Here is a 16,049-nt window from a genome sequence, read left to right as displayed (position 1 = left end):
TTTTTTTATTGAAATTATTTTTTCTTAAATAGGTTTTTAAACCAAGATTGATTGTTGTGATTTTCACCATAACCATAACCGTAACCATAGCCATAGCCATAACCTTTTGTAAAGTCAACATCATTCACAACCATTGTCATATTTTTAAGACGATTTTCTTTATATAAATCACGTGGAATAGCTAACATACGCTTATCTAGATAATTTGCTCTTACAACATACATTGTAAGATCTGCATCATCTGCAATTAATAAAGTATCTGTTACCAAACTTACTGGAGCAGTATCTACTAATACATAGTCATAATGTTGTTTACCATAATTTACAATATCATCAAAACGACCATTCATTAATAATTCTGAAGGATTTGGAGCAATTTGTCCAGAATAGATAACATCAAATTTATAATTATCAGGTTTTTTAATGATAATTTCTTCCATTTTTACATCTTCAGAAATTAAATATTCAGTCACACCATAACGATGTCTATATTGATCTGCAATATTTAAATAATCTAATACCTTTGGACTACGAATATCTGCACCAATCAAAAGAACAGATTTACCAGACATGGTTAGAATTTGTGCTAGATTGGTTGCGACAAACGTTTTTCCTTCACCACTTGTTGTTGATGTAACGTAGATACATTGAGATTCTTTGCTATTTTTCATTAAGAAATTAACATTTGTTCTCAAGATTCTAAATGCTTCAGCTACACTCGAATTATCGTTATGTTCGATAATTGAAGTCTCACTTTTCGGAACTTGTCCAGCAATTGGAGCTCCTACAGCATTTTCTACATCTTCTTTAGAGTTTACATTGTTATTTAATAATTTATAAATATAAATTAATATAAAAGGAACAATTATCCCTAATACGAGTGCACCTAATAAAATAATATTTTTCTTTGGAGAAACAGGTATTTTATTATCATATGCATAGTCTATAACTTTTATATTCTCTGGCGTAGCAGCAGATTTTATTTCGTTTTCTTCGCGTTTTTGTAATAAGAAAAGATACAGAGCTTCTACAATTTGTTGTTGACGAGAAATATCTCTAAAACCACGTTCTTGACTTGGTACTTTTTGAATTTTACTTACTATTTGATTTTGCTTATTCTGAATAGAATTTAAAGTTGTTTGTGTATTATTTCTGTATAAACGTAAACTATTTTTTAAATTTCGTTTTATATCACTAATCTGCTCTTGCAGTTTAATAACATTTGGATGTTCGTTTGTTACAGATTTTAACATGTCTTCTTTTGCTAAAACCAATTCATTATATGATGCAATTTCTGATGAAATAGATTTGTCTTCTAATCCAATATTAGAAGGAAGTAAATCTGATTTTGCAGAATTTAATGTAGAATTCATATAATCTACAAGCTGTAATTGAGTAGAAGATTCTAATAATTTCTTATCATTATCAGCTGCGCTTTCTAAAAATATATTTGCTTCAGAAGTAACATCTGTGATATTGTTACTTACTTTATATTGTTCTAGATTTTTATCAACACCTCGTAAATCGGTTGTTACAATTTCTAATCGAGAATTGATAAATTTAGAAGTAGCTTCTGTTAGTTTATGATTATCGTTAACTAAATCTGAATTATATGTTATAATTAAATCATCAATTATTTTTTTTGAAATCTCAGGAATAGGACCAACTAATGAAAAATTAATTACTTTGGAATTTTTTTCGTTATTTGGGCTTATACTTAATTTATTTTGTAGACTGTAAACCGTTTGATCAATAGATTTTAGAGATATTAAATATTCTTTATCTACATGTTTTTTGATTTCCGAATTAGGACTAATAATGAAGTTACCTAATTTTTCAGAAATTTTTTGTCCAAAAGCATATTCATTTGTCTTACCAGTTTTCTTATTCTCTAATTTAAATTTAGTATTTGATAAAATTGTAATCAAATATTTATCATTTAATTTATCGTTAGATTTATTTTCTTCATTTAAGAAAATAAATCTAATTGGAGATTTATCGTGTGTTAATTCTATTTCCGCAACTCGACCAACACTAAAATATTGAATGTTTAAGTTATTTTTTTCGACAACTTTAGTTATTAAACGTTTTGATCTTAAAACATCAATTTGATCACCAACCTCAGAATTTGTAGACCCCCCTCCTAACATGGCTTGGTCCATTAATCCTGCTAATTCTCCTGTTGAAGATTCTTTTTCATTCAATAATATTTTTGCAGATACTTGATATTGTTTTTGTGTATATTTTATATATATAAAAGCAAATATTAAGGATACAATTACTCCTAATACAAACCATTTCCAATAATATAAATATTGTTCAAGTATTTGCCTAATATTTATTTCTTCTTCGTGATTTTCGAAATCTTCTTCGAAATTATTTTTATTCTTACTCATTTTTTTATTTAGCTATAACAGAAATAACAGAAATAATAACACCAGCAACAGAAATCCATAATGAATAATTGGGAGTAAATTTTGATGCTGAGATTTTGGCGTTATTTGGTTCTACGTATACAACGTCGTTTTGTGCAAGATAATAAACTGGTGAATTTAAAACATCTTTTGATGTTAAATCAACATTATACGTTTGCTTTTGTCCGTTTTGTTCTCTAATTACCATTACATTATTACGAACTCCATTTATGGTTAAATCTCCGGCCATTCCTATTGCATCAAGAATAGAAACACGCTCATTTGGAACAGTAAAGTTACCAGGTCTTGTAACTTCTCCTAATACACTAATTCTAAAATTAGTAAAATTGATGTTAACTCCTGGATTAACAATGTATTTTGCCAGTTTTGATTTTAATTCACTTTCAGCTTCTGTACGTGTTAAGCCACCTACTTTTACCTGCCCTAAAATAGGATAACTAATAAAACCATTTTCATCAACCGTATATACTTTTGCGTAAGGATTATTTTGTATAGCAGAGTTTAGTTGATAAACGCTTTGTTGATTAAAAGGCTCTGTTGCTTTTATATCGGCTGCAGTTATAGAAATTGCTAACATATCTGAAGATTGTATTTTAGGAATATAATCTTCATATTTTGTTGTAGATTCTTGTTGGCCTTGAAAATAGATTAAATCTTTTTTCGACGCACAAGAAGAAATAATTAATGTGATTAATACAATTAAAAATTTAGAAATATTATTTTTCATAAGTTAAATTATCAAGTTTTTCAAACTCTGAATTTTTAGATTTAAATTCGGGTACAATTTCTTTTATTAGAGCAACTAGATTAATAACGTGCTCATGTTTTTCAATTTGAGAAGACATTAAACATAATTCTTCTATTAAAACTTTATTTTTATCGCATTTGTCTGTATTTACTTTTGCGATCATTATTTTTTCATGATGTGTTTTGATTGTATTTTCATCAGTTGCTAATAATTCTTCATATATTTTTTCACCTGGTCGCAATCCAACAATCTTTATATCAATCTCTTCGGGGTATTTGTAGCCACTTAATCTAATCATTCTTTTTGCTAAATCAATTATTTTCATCGATTCGCCCATGTCAAATACAAATATCTCGCCACCTTTTCCCATAATTGCTGCTTCTAAAACTAATTGACAAGCTTCTGGGATTGTCATAAAAAAACGAGTGATATCTGGATGTGTTACAGTTAGAGGTCCGCCGTGATCTAATTGTCTTTTAAACAATGGTATAACAGAACCATTTGATCCCAAAACATTACCAAATCGTGTAACAATATAATTTGTTTTAGATACTTTACTTATACAATTAACATATATTTCAGCAACTCTTTTTGTTGCACCCATAACGTTAGTAGGATTTACGGCTTTATCTGTAGAAACCATAACAAATTTTTCAGCTTCAAATTCATTTGCTAAATCTGCAATAATTTTGGTACCGTATATGTTTGTATTAATTGCTTCGTAAGGGAATTTTTCCATCAAAGGCACATGCTTGTAAGCTGCTGCATGGAAAATAACTTCTGGTCTATACTTATTAAAAAGGCTAAACATTCTTTTTTGATCTCTTACACTCGAAACAATGTAATGAATCTTATTTTGTTTTTCTTCGCTAATCTTATTTTTTAAAGTTTGCTGAATGTCGTATAATGCTGACTCTGCTTGGTCTATCAGTACTAATTGTTCGATATCCATTACAGCTATTTGTCGTGCAATTTCACTTCCAATAGAACCTGCAGCTCCGGTAATTAATACTTTTTTACCTTTTAAATTTTGATTGATTATAGGGTTGTCTAATTTTATAGATTCTCTACCTAATAAATCTTCTATCTTTAATTCTTTGATTTGTTTAGATTTATAAGTTCCATCAATCCACTTAGAAATTGGTGGAATTATTTTAATTTTAACAGGAAGATCTTCTATAGATTTAGATAAATTTAATAATTGATTGGTTCTTATATTTTGAATTGAGATAATAATCTCTGAAATATCATTTTTTTCAACAAACTGTTTTGTTATATCGTTTATTGAATAAATTTTTACTCCATCAACAATTTTTCCTATTTTACTAGGATTATCATCAATAAAACCAATTACTTTGATGTTATATTGTGTATCATTTTGTAGTATATCTCTTGTAATGTAACCAGAGTCTCCAGCTCCATAAATTAATACTTTTTCAATACCGATATTTTTGCTAAAGAAATAATCATAAATCCATTTATAATATAATCTTGCTACAACCATTATAACGGTTGTAATAAAAAGATGTACAAAAATTACAGAATATGACATTCTAAATAGAAAAGAAGCTGTATTTGTTTCTTGACTTCCACTTTCTATGAATTTTCTAAAAATGAACGAGATAAGTAAAAGAATAAGAAAAGCAGAAATATTAGATATAAAGACATTTTCTGCATCTTTTAATCCTGTTTTTTTTACGATTCCTTTATATGTTTTAAAATAGATAAAACATATAAGATACAGAATAACAACAATGGGTAACTTAAATAATAATTTTTCTAAACTAAAGGTATTTAAAAAACTATTGAGTATAAAGTTACTCGTGATATAACTAATAAAAACTATTAGTATATCAATTATTAACACGACCCACCTGGGCGCGTTAAAATGTTGGTTAAAAGGGTTCAATTCTATAGTATATTAAGTAAATGTAAATATAAAAAAAAATCAGAAATAGAACCCCTTTTATAAGAGAAATCTATTCCTGATTAAGATTTTTATTTAACAAAAAATTATTTTACTCTGAAAACAACTCTTCTTGCTAATTGATGAGATGAAACTTGAGAATTTTTAAATTCTTTATCTTCTCCTTCTGCAACTGTATTTAATTGAGATGCATTAGCACCTTGACTAACTAAAAGTGCTTTTACGTTTTCTGCTCTTCTACGAGACAAATCTTTGTTAAAAGAATCACCACCTACAGGATCAGCAAATCCTAAGATATCGATTTGAGCATTTGGTTTAGCTTTTAAGAATTCAGATACAAATTTGATACCTCCAACTGATTGTTGGTATGGTTTATCAGAGTTGTAATCGAAATATACGTTGATAATACCACTGTTAATCATTTGCTCTAAGAAATCAGCATCGTTAACGATAGTTGTATTTCCACCAGCATTTTGTTTAATGTATTCTTCAATATTATCTGGAATACCATTTCCGTTGTGGTCAATTGTAACACCTTTAGTATCTACAACTGCTCCTGGAGCTGAATCTGGCTCTTGATCTAAGTAATCAGCAACACCATCTCCATCAGTATCTTTCAACATTTGTTCGATATTAGCAATACGATCTTCTAAGTCAGAACGAGTTGGTTCGTAAACCCAGTCAGCATGTTTTTGGTTTTTTCCTAAGTAGAAAGTTAAACCTAAAGTAGCGTTCCAAATTTCACCTCCAAATCCTGAACCTGAAGTTGTTGATGTACCATCAAAAGTTACGTTTTGACGAATATTTCTAACATAAGAAACATCTCCTGTTAATACAACACGATCAGTTAATCTTAATTGTGGTGTTAAACCAGCCATAACATTAACCATGTTATCATTGTCATCAATAACTTTACCATTAGCACCATCAGTTGCGCCGTTATTCATTATTGAAACACCAGCACCACCATGTGCTAATAATCCAATTCTATTTGTCCATGTTTCAAAATTTAAAACACGACCAATATTTACAACTCCTTGTAAATCTACTCTGTAGTAGTTAGATTTGAATCTTGTAACATCTTCTCCTTCTTTGATGCGGTCATAACCACCATCTAATTTTAAACCGAATTTGTTGTTAAACATATAACGAACACCAAAATCAGCGTGGAAAAAACTTGGAGTTTCTGAATAATAACCAGGTGCAAATGCTTTTCTAGCTTTTACAGCACCACCGTTGGCCTCGATAGACCATTTGTTGTAATCATTACTAACTGTTTCAGTAACTTCTTGCGCTTGTGCAAAAATTCCTAATCCAATTATACTTAATAGGTATGAAATCTTTTTCATGAGGATATATTTAAATACAAAACTATTATACTTTAATGTTGTATTGCTGGTTTTATGTGTTAAAAAACACTTTAACATAACAAATATCATATTAAGACAAACAAGCATTACGTTTTAATCATTTTTCAAACATCGTGCCTAAAATTAAATTTTACGAATTTTCTTTATTTTTTGATTCATTTCAATTAATTTTGCATAATTAATTCCCAAACAAAACAATGGAACAATCTGCATTTCTTTTCGCAACTAGAGGATCAATAGAATTGGCAACAAAAATTGCTGATCAATATGGTCAAGAACTTGGTAAATCAAAAATCGTCGAGTTTAGTGATGGTGAATTCGTACCCGCTTTCGAACAACCTATTCGTGGAGCACGCGTTTTCTTAATTGGTTCTACTATGCAACCAAATGATAATTTAATGGAATTGTTATTAATGTGTGATGCAGCTAAACGTGCATCGGCAAGAAGTATCACAGCGGTTATTCCTTATTTCGGATTTGCTCGTCAAGATCGTAAAGATGCTCCTCGTGTACCAATTGGAGCCAAATTGGTCGCAAAAATGTTAATGACAGCTGGTGCTACTCGTGTAATGACAATGGATTTACATGCTGATCAAATTCAAGGATTTTTTGAAGTGCCTGTAGATCATTTATTTGCTTCAACAATTTTTGTTGAGTATATAAAAGGATTAGGATTAGATAATATTTGTATTGCTTCTCCAGATATGGGAGGTGCAAAACGTGCTAATACGTACGCAAAATATTTAAGTGCTGATATTGTAATTTGTCACAAAGAACGTAAGGTCGCAAACCAAGTTGATAGTATGATGTTGATTGGTGATGTAGCAGGTAAAAATGTTATTTTGGTAGATGATATGATTGATACTGCAGGAACTTTAGCCAAAGCAGCTGAGCTTATTATGTCTAAAGGAGCAAAATCTGTACGTGCTATCGCTACGCATGCTGTACTTTCTGGACCAGCATACGAGCGTCTTGAGAACTCTATGTTAGACGAAATTGCTGTAACTGATAGTATTCCATTAAAAAATAATTCTGTTTCTAAAATAAAAGTATTATCTTGCGCTCCGCTTTTTGCTGATGTTATGCATTTAGTACATAGCAACAAATCTATTAGTCAACGTTTTGTTATTTAATAGGTTAAGATTGAATTAAATAAATTTTTATTAAATATTATATTATGAAGTCAATTACAATTCAAGGTGTAAAAAGAGAAGACTTAGGTAAAGTGGCAACACGTAACCTACGTAATGCTGAACAAGTACCTTGTGTGGTTTATGGTTCAGGAGAGCCTATCCACTTTTCAGCTGATGAAAAAGCATTCAAAGGTTTAGTTTATACACCAGATGCTCACACAGCTTCTATCGAGTTAGCTGACGGAACAAAAGTTCAAGCTATCTTACAAGATATCCAATTTCACCCAGTTACTGATAAAATTTTACACGTAGATTTTTATCAATTAAACGACGACAAACCAGTAACAATGGAAGTTCCAGTTCGTTTAGTAGGTCGTGCTCGTGGTTTAGTAGTTGGAGGGGTTTTACGTTTCAACATGCGTAAATTAAAAGTTCGTGCTATTCCTGCAAACTTACCAGATGAAATCGTTATCGATATCACACCAATGAGAATTGGTCACAAAATGTATGTAGAATCATTGAAAAATGAAAACTACACATTTGCACATCCAGACAACGCAGTAGTAGTGGCTATCCGTACTTCTCGTAATGCTGTTAAAGATACGCAAGACGAAGATGAAGATTAATTTCTGATTTAACATCATAAAATTAAACCACTCAAATTTTTGAGTGGTTTTTTTATTTCTTAAAATTTAATGAAGATAGATTTGTCCGATTTAAAATAAATCGTATATTTGAACTATAATTAAGAAAGTTAAAATAGAATGTTTTCAAAAGCGTGCGAATATGGAATTAAGGCTTGTGTATTTATTGCACAAGAATCTGTTGCAGGAAAACGAGTAAATCTTAAGCAAATTTCAAACTCAATTAATTCTCCAGAAGCGTATACGGCAAAAATTTTGCAACAATTGGTAAGATCTAATGTAATTGCTTCTGTAAAAGGGAAAATGGGAGGTTTTGAGATGGATCCAGATCATTTGAATGAATTAAAATTAGTGCATATTATCAAAGCAATAGATGGCGATGGTTTATATCATAGCTGTATTTTGGGTTTGGTAGAATGTGATGCTAAAAAACCATGTGCTTTACATAGTCGTGTGTTTGAAATTCGTAATGATTTGAGAAAAATGGTAGAGCAGACGTCAATGTTTAATTTGATAGATGATATAGAAAAAGGTTTAGCTTTCTTAAAACATTAAAAAAAAAAAAATTCTTAATAAATAAGATAAAAATATCCGAATATCCGAATTAAAAATAATTTAAATAATCATACCATGAAATTAACTATCGATGTGCCACAAGTCAATCTTTCTAATTCAACTTATAATGTTGGTTTGAAACTGAATGAAGCTTGTGAAAGACACCACAAAACATTGTTTTTTTGTTGGAATATACGTGCAGGTATTGATAAAGGCATAGAAATACAACGCATAGTAGATTATGTAAATTGGTATGGAGAAAATATTTTGTTAAAGAAATTTGAGATAGAAGAAAATTATCTTTTTACGCTGTTAGATGAGGAGCATTATCTGGTAAAAAGAGCATTGAAAGAACATAGAAGAATAAAACGTTTATTCAAAATAGACACTAAAAATCCAATGAAAAGCTTGATTTATATTGAAGAAGAATTGGATTTGCACATCAGATTTGAGGAAAAACAATTGTTTTCCGAATTTGAAAAAAACGCAACACAACGTAGATTAAAAGAAATTAAAGATCAATTTAGTTCACTTTTAACAAACACAGATTGGAAAGATCAATTTTGGTTATAATTTTCCACAACCAAAATTTTACTTATAATTTTTTTAGATGATTTTTGAAAAGAAAAGCTCGATTTTGCAGATCGAGCTTTTTGTTTTATTTAGTAAGTAAATTACTTCTTAATCTTCACTTCAAAAATTTTGTCCCAGTTTTTACCAGTTAATAACATATTTCCGTTGTCTTTAAAGGCAATTCCGTTCAATTCTTGCGCTTGTGGATTTCCTTGTTTTCCTTTCAATTCTGCAAAGTTAAACTCTCCTTTTACAGCGCCCGTTTGCGGATCTATCACCACAATATTACTATTATCGGCGTGTCCAGATTTTAAGTAAACATTTGCGTAAATTAATCCGTCGTGATATTCAATTTCATTCAAATAACTGTACGGTTGTGTATTGTCAAAAGCTTGCACAGTTCTTAAATATTTTAAATCTTTATCAAAGAAATGAATACGTTGAGAACCTTCTGAAATAGCTAATTCGTTACCAATTGTTGTAATTCCCCAACCTTCTATAACTTGACTTGGCATATCAAGTTTTGCAATTTGATTAAAATCTAAATCATATTTATAAATTGCACGATCTTGCCACGTTAATTGATAAATAGAACCATCTAATTCTGTAATTCCTTCACCAAAAACATCATCTTTTATTTGATATAATTTTGTCGGTTCTGTTGCGCCTAATTTATATTTTATCAAACGAGTTTTACCTTCGCGAAGTCCTGTTCCCTCGTAAATATCTCCATTTTTGAAGTAAAAACCTTGTGTAAAATAATCAGGATTATGAGGATAAGTACCCACAATTTCATAATTCCATTGTGCAGCAGGCTCGTTTGCATAAACTACAAAAGTAAAATCGCGCGAATTTGTTTCTTCTTCTCCTTTAAAGAATTTTACATTAACGGTATGATTTCCTAAACCAATTTTCTTTCCGTCAATAGTAAAATCTGTAGGAACTTCCTGTTCATCTACAGAAACAACAACTTTTGTAATTCCTTCAAGGTTTGTTGTCGGAATACTAATTTTGTCGCCAATTTTGTATTTATTTTGTTCAATTTTCGAAACGATTTCTGTAATCGCCGTATTATTTTTTGCGTTATTATCTTTACAAGAAATAAACAACGACCCGCAAATAGTTGCACAAACAGAGGCAACGATGAAATATTTTTTCATTTGATAGTTTTAATTAATACGAAATAATTTTATAAATCATTTCTAATACAAATATATTTTATTTTGTTCTATTCGGATTATTTTTTACAAAAGCATCCCAAGTCGAACTTGATTTTGTTGTTTTAGTCGAACTTGATGATGTTTTTCCAGAGTTCAGGTGATGACAAACCGCTACTGCAAGACCATCTGTAGCATCCAAACGTTTCGGAATTTCTTTCAGTCCCAACAAATGTTGCAACATCCCAGCAACTTGTTCTTTTGAGGCATTACCATTACCCGTAATTGCCATTTTCACTTTTTTGGGCGCATATTCCGTAACAGGCATATCACGATGCAAACAAGCTGCAATACAAACGCCTTGCGCACGACCAAGTTTTAGCATTGACTGTACATTAACGCCAAAAAATTGTGCTTCGATGGCCAATTCATCAGGATGATATTGGTCTATAATTGCCAAAGTTTTCTCGAAAATCTTCTTCAATTTTGTTTGTTGATTGGGTAATTTATGCAACAATAATTCGTCTAAAGTAATTAGTTTTATTTTGTTGTTTTTTACCTCGATCAGCCCAAAACCCATCACCAATGTTCCAGGATCTATACCCAAAATAATCTTTTCCATCAATGCGAAGGTATTAAGATATTTTTAGATTAAGCTGAATTTCTACTTGCATTAATGTTTCCAAATAATGATCGCATTACGATTTGTTCATAAATGGATTTGAACTCACTTTCATGGTGAATTTTGTTTAATGCAAATTGCTGAATCGTTAATAAAGGCAAGACAATTTTCTCTCGCAATTGTACCGAAGATTTGTTAAGCGGCTCGTCTTGCATCAATTCTGTATAACCTGAAATTTCTAAACATAAGGCTTTTGATAATTCAAATTCATCATGCAAAATATTCCAAAATTCACCATATTCAGTATCATCTTTCATGTAAGAAGTTAACGGAAAATACGTTTTTTCCATCGACATCATACTATTTTGAATCAACGTTTTGAAGAATCCAGAATTTTTGAACAATGCTTTTACATCATCTAATCGACCTTGTTCTTTTAGTTCATTAATTGCTGTTCCAACGCCAAAATAACCCGGAATATTTTGTTTTAATTGGCTCCAAGAACCCACAAACGGAATGGCACGTAAATCATCAAATTCTAATTTTTTATCGCCACCACGCTTACTTGGGCGACTTCCGATATTTGTTTTACCATAATAATTTAGCGTACTCATATTCTCTAAATAAGGTAAAAATGAAGGATGCGCTTTTAGATCTTCGTATTTTTTGTAACTAATGTTGGCTAATTTATCAATCAAAATTCGTTCTTCAACCGAAATTTGACTTGTATTTGCAGCAAAAACATCCGAAATAATTCCAGCCGTGTACAATTGTTCAAAATTATATTTGGCTTGTGGAAGTGTTCCGTAATTTGAAGTAATTGTTTGCCCTTGAATGGTAATTTGTATTTCGTGATTAGCAATTGTTTTACCTTGTGATGCATAAAACTCGTGTGTTTTTCCACCACCACGCGCAGGCGGTCCACCACGTCCATCAAAGAAAATAACTTCGATTTGATTTGTGTCAGAAACATCCGAAAGAATTTCTTTTGTACGATAAATTTCCCAATTTGCTTTTATATAACCACCGTCTTTTGTACCGTCCGAAAATCCTAACATAATTGATTGACGCTTGTTGCGTCTTTCTAAATGAGCGGCATAAATTGGTAAATTGTACAACTTATTCATCGTGTTTTCTGCGCCATCTAAACCTCTAATCGTTTCGAAAAGTGGCATAATATCAAACTTAATTTCCTCATCTTGATAACCACAAAATTTGAATAAAGCATAAACATTTAAGACATCAAAAATTGTTTCAGAATTGGAGATAATGTAACGATTAACACCTGTTTCACCATTTCGTTTCTGAATATCTTTTAATTGATAAACATTTTTAATCGTATCAATTACAATATCTTCTTCAAAATCTTCTGGTTTAGCGATAAACTGAGGATTTGTTAAGATTTCTATTTTTTCTGATTCTGTTACATTTTCTAAATTTATTCCAGTGTATTTTTCGACAATTTGATTGATTACTTTTTGATGAATACGGGAATCTTGACGAATATCTAAAGACGCAAAATGCAATCCGAAAATTTCTACACGCATAATGAAATCGTCTAAAATAGATAGAAAAGTGCTATTGTGTTCTTCAATCAAAATTGTACGAATTCGCTGTAATCTCGATTTGATATCATCCAAATAAATTGTTCCATTTTCATCGAACATATTTTTATAAATCAAATCATTTAATTCTTTCAAAGGTTGAGAAACATGCTTGAAAGTTAAACGACGCTGAACTATTTTTAAATGCTTATAATAGACTTTAAGAATACTTGTGCGTAACAAACTTGCAACTTTCCATGTGATTTCTGCCGTTACAAAAGGGTTTCCGTCACGATCTCCGCCAGGCCAAAAACCTAATTGAATAATTGGCGATTTGAGCGGATGACTTTCTGTAAAAAATAATTGATTAACATCATTATACAATCGTCCAATTGTTTGATAATAAACATTTTGAAGGTAATAAATAATTGAAACAGCTTCGTCGTAAGGTGTTGGTTTTTCTTCGTTTATGAATGGCGTTTTTCCTAATTGTTGCAATAACATATCAATTTTACTAACCGAATCTTGCTGAATTGCATCGCGTAAATCTTGAATAATTTGTTGCACATTTGTTGGATAAAATTGCGTTGGATGCGCTGTAAATACAACTCTTGTCGTAAAATCTTGTATACGTTCTCTAACTTGTTCCAGTTTTCCTTGCGATTGAGCAATATGGTAAATGCTCTCTAAACTTCCTTTTTCGTTTTCGGAATGTAGCGAAGGAAAAGCAGCATCTTCTATACTATCAAACAAAACAACTTGGCGCTCGATGTATTGTATCATGCGGAACATCAAATCTATTTGTTCTTTTTCAGTTTTTAAATCTGTATATTTTTCGAAAAAATTAGTAATAATTTCGTTTGGAGATTTTCCTTCTGGTAAACCTTTGTTACTTTCTTCGTACAAAAATGGAATCAGCGAACCAATATTCAACATCTTTTCGTAAGGTAAGCTCATGAAAAGACTGTTATAAATTTGGAACTTATTTTCCACAATTTGGTGGAATTTTTGTTCGGATAAATTTTTATTTAGCATGAATAGGTTTTTTTCTGTTTAGAGTAAATTTATAGCTTATTAATGATTTAATGAATATAATTAATGGCTTTAATTATTCAATTGTAGTTTATTGAATAATAATACAATATCTTTGCGCAAATTTTATAAATTTTTATGAAAATCAACTTATTATCAATTATTTCTGTTTGTTTTACTAATTTTTTATTTGCGCAAGTAGGTATAGGAACGGCTAATCCTAATGCAACACTTGATGTGTCTATAGATTCTAATTATAAAAATGGAGATAAAGCAGGAATTGCTTTTCCAATGATGTCCGGTAATCAAATAGAATCCATGTCTACCACGGATTTAAAAGCCGGTACAATAGTTTATGCAAACAGTGTGTCAACGAGTTCATCACCTGATATTGATGCTTTCGGATTGTGGTATTGGTCTGGAGATACTACAAAAAAGTGGGAACCGCTTAACTTAGGACACAAAAAAGTTGTTTCATACTTTTATGCACCATCTATAGCTTTGCCTACAGATATTGCAGGTGTTTCTACAGACTCTAATTCGACTATTTGGTATGATAGTAGTAAATCATTATACAATGTTAAATTATTTGATATATATAAAAATCAATTTGATTTGTCTGGTAATGTTACTGGTTCTACAAAAACTGCATTAAAAAGTACATCTGCAACAAATATTCCTACTTTGAGTAAAACAGATTTAGAATATTATGTAACATATTTTGATAATCAAGTATTTGATCCTAATACGATTACTTTGGATGACGATGGCGTGTTGAGATATTCAATTATTTCAAATCCTATGATTTCTGAAAGTACATTTATGAATATTGTATTTAAAGTGAAGTAAACTAATGAAGAAATTTTTTACGTTTTTTTTACTTCTGTTCATGAGTTTTTCTTGGGCAGCGGATTATTATTGGGTTGGTGGAAGTGGTAAATGGTCAGAAATTGAACATTGGCGTACCACATCAGGCGGTACATCTTTACCATCTGTAATTCCAGGACCAACAGATAATGTGTTTTTTGATGCAAAATCAGGTTTCACAACATCTAGTAAAACTGTTACGTTAGATAACACTGTAAACTGCCATAACATTACCTTTTCTGGGAGTTCTGTCGCTCCAACTTTAACTCAAAGTGGTTCTCAAACGTTAAATATTTACGGATCTAGTGAATGGCAAACAGGTATGGGAACAATTACTGTTTCTAATATTTATTACCGTCATACTGGTGAAGCAAAGACGATAAAAAGTAATGGAGTAAAGACTGGTAATAATAATTTATATTTTGAAGAAGAAAACTCTATAAGTCTTAACGATTCATTTATAGTTGGAGGATATTTATTTCATCAAGCTGGTACTTGGAATACGAATAATTTTGATGTAACAATAGGTTTTTTTTATGATGCATCAAGTGGACCTAAAGTAAGGGTTATAAATTTAGGAAATTCAAATATATATTTAACATCAAGAGAGGCTTCGTTTATAACATCTTCTTCATTGGTTACTTTGAATGCGGGTACTTCTCATATTCATTTTACTAATTTTGTTAAAGATTATAATACTTCATATCAGGGATTTAGTGTGAATGGAGGTCAAACATTTTATGATGTTACATTTGAAGGTACTGGTGGTCAAATAAATCCTCATAGCGGTATTGTTAATTTTAATAAGGTAGAATTTAAAGGTGATGGTGCAATAAACGGGAATAACACCGTCAAAACCTTGGTTTTTTCTCCAACAAAAACATATGTTTTTGCTTCAGGAGCTACACAAACAATTACGAATTTATTTTCAGCTAATACACCTCAATGTGGTGGTTGGTCAACCATTACATCTTCTACAGCAGGAACACAAGCAAGTGTTGCTGCCGCATCAGGAGTATCGATTGATGTTTCGGGAGTTATTATGAAAGACATCAGAGCTTCTGGTGGAGCAAATTTTACGGCTAATAATTCGGTTGATAATGGAAATAATTTAGGTTGGACGTTTCCATCTTATGTTGGTCAAAACTTATATTGGATAGGAGGTTCAGGTAATTGGAATGATAAAACCCATTGGTCACAAACCTCTGGCGGTACGGGTGGTTATTGCGTACCAGGTCCTGCGGATAATACTTTTTTTGATGCAAAATCAGGTTTTACATCAGGTAGTAAAACAGTAACAGTTGACAATACTTCGTACACACATAATATTACTTTTTCTGGTAGTGCTGTTGCTCCAACTTTAACTCAAAGTGGTCCCCAAACGTTGAATATTTACGGATCTAGTGAATGGCAAACAGGTATGGGAACAATTAATGTGTCAA

At 30.8% G+C, this 16,049-nt stretch carries 13 protein-coding genes; 6 read left to right on the top strand and 7 right to left on the bottom strand.

All coding sequences use genetic code 11. The annotated features are described in order from the left end of the window. Nucleotides 1-14: 14 nt before the first annotated feature. From RSC72_RS05770 to RSC72_RS05755, 4 genes are all read right to left on the bottom strand, one after another. Nucleotides 15-2,396 carry a GumC family protein gene (locus RSC72_RS05770; RefSeq protein ID WP_332543970.1) on the bottom strand — a complete coding sequence of 794 codons (2,382 nt, stop codon included), beginning with the start codon at nucleotides 2,394-2,396 and terminating at the stop codon, nucleotides 15-17. Nucleotides 2,397-2,400: 4 nt separating this feature from the next. After that, nucleotides 2,401-3,162, bottom strand: a complete 762-nt coding sequence (locus RSC72_RS05765; RefSeq protein ID WP_332543969.1) for a polysaccharide biosynthesis/export family protein — start codon at nucleotides 3,160-3,162, stop codon at nucleotides 2,401-2,403. After that, nucleotides 3,152-5,092, bottom strand: a complete 1,941-nt coding sequence (locus RSC72_RS05760) for a polysaccharide biosynthesis protein (protein ID WP_332565851.1) — start codon at nucleotides 5,090-5,092, stop codon at nucleotides 3,152-3,154. Before RSC72_RS05760 ends, RSC72_RS05765 begins: the two co-directional genes overlap by 11 nt. A gap of 104 nt (nucleotides 5,093-5,196) precedes the next feature. Next, entirely contained in the window at nucleotides 5,197-6,459 is a 1,263-nt protein-coding gene (locus RSC72_RS05755; RefSeq protein ID WP_332544237.1) for an OmpA family protein, read from the bottom strand. 218 nt (nucleotides 6,460-6,677) lie between these two features. Between RSC72_RS05755 and RSC72_RS05750 the strand changes: the two genes are divergently transcribed. From RSC72_RS05750 to RSC72_RS05735, 4 genes are all read left to right on the top strand, one after another. Continuing rightward, nucleotides 6,678-7,613, top strand: coding sequence for a ribose-phosphate pyrophosphokinase (locus RSC72_RS05750; protein ID WP_332544238.1), 936 nt, complete (start codon nucleotides 6,678-6,680; stop codon nucleotides 7,611-7,613). Between the two features lie 44 nt (nucleotides 7,614-7,657). Further along, nucleotides 7,658-8,239 carry a 50S ribosomal protein L25/general stress protein Ctc gene (locus tag RSC72_RS05745; protein ID WP_332544239.1) on the top strand — a complete coding sequence of 194 codons (582 nt, stop codon included), beginning with the start codon at nucleotides 7,658-7,660 and terminating at the stop codon, nucleotides 8,237-8,239. Nucleotides 8,240-8,377: 138 nt separating this feature from the next. Continuing rightward, nucleotides 8,378-8,812 (top strand): RrF2 family transcriptional regulator, encoded by a 435-nt coding sequence (locus RSC72_RS05740; RefSeq protein WP_332544240.1) that lies wholly within the window; start codon nucleotides 8,378-8,380, stop codon nucleotides 8,810-8,812. 75 nt (nucleotides 8,813-8,887) lie between these two features. Continuing rightward, entirely contained in the window at nucleotides 8,888-9,385 is a 498-nt protein-coding gene (locus RSC72_RS05735) for a hemerythrin domain-containing protein (protein WP_332544241.1), read from the top strand. Between the two features lie 101 nt (nucleotides 9,386-9,486). Here RSC72_RS05735 and RSC72_RS05730 read toward each other — a convergent pair whose 3' ends face one another. The 3 genes from RSC72_RS05730 to RSC72_RS05720 are packed head-to-tail and all read right to left on the bottom strand — an operon-like array spanning nucleotide 9,487 to nucleotide 13,743. Further along, on the bottom strand, nucleotides 9,487-10,545 hold the full coding sequence (locus RSC72_RS05730) for a glutaminyl-peptide cyclotransferase (protein ID WP_332544242.1): 1,059 nt from the start codon (nucleotides 10,543-10,545) through the stop codon (nucleotides 9,487-9,489). 58 nt (nucleotides 10,546-10,603) lie between these two features. Beyond that, on the bottom strand, nucleotides 10,604-11,164 hold the full coding sequence (gene ruvC / locus RSC72_RS05725) for a crossover junction endodeoxyribonuclease RuvC (protein WP_332544243.1): 561 nt from the start codon (nucleotides 11,162-11,164) through the stop codon (nucleotides 10,604-10,606). 29 nt (nucleotides 11,165-11,193) lie between these two features. After that, complete coding sequence (locus RSC72_RS05720; RefSeq protein ID WP_332544244.1) at nucleotides 11,194-13,743, bottom strand: phosphoenolpyruvate carboxylase; 2,550 nt, start codon at nucleotides 13,741-13,743, stop codon at nucleotides 11,194-11,196. A 135-nt stretch (nucleotides 13,744-13,878) separates the two neighbouring features. Between RSC72_RS05720 and RSC72_RS05715 the strand changes: the two genes are divergently transcribed. Then, the gene (locus RSC72_RS05715) at nucleotides 13,879-14,589 is read left to right on the top strand and encodes a hypothetical protein (protein ID WP_332544245.1); all 711 of its coding nucleotides are present in this window, start codon (nucleotides 13,879-13,881) and stop codon (nucleotides 14,587-14,589) included. A 4-nt stretch (nucleotides 14,590-14,593) separates the two neighbouring features. Next, on the top strand, nucleotides 14,594-16,049 hold a 1,456-nt coding region (locus RSC72_RS05710), incomplete at its 3' end, for a hypothetical protein (protein WP_332544246.1).

The sequence above is a fragment of the Algoriella sp. genome, assembly GCF_036647415.1.
Taxonomy (GTDB): domain Bacteria; phylum Bacteroidota; class Bacteroidia; order Flavobacteriales; family Weeksellaceae; genus Empedobacter.
Note: the sequence above shows the minus strand (reverse complement) of the source record. Positions and strands in the feature narration are given on the sequence as shown.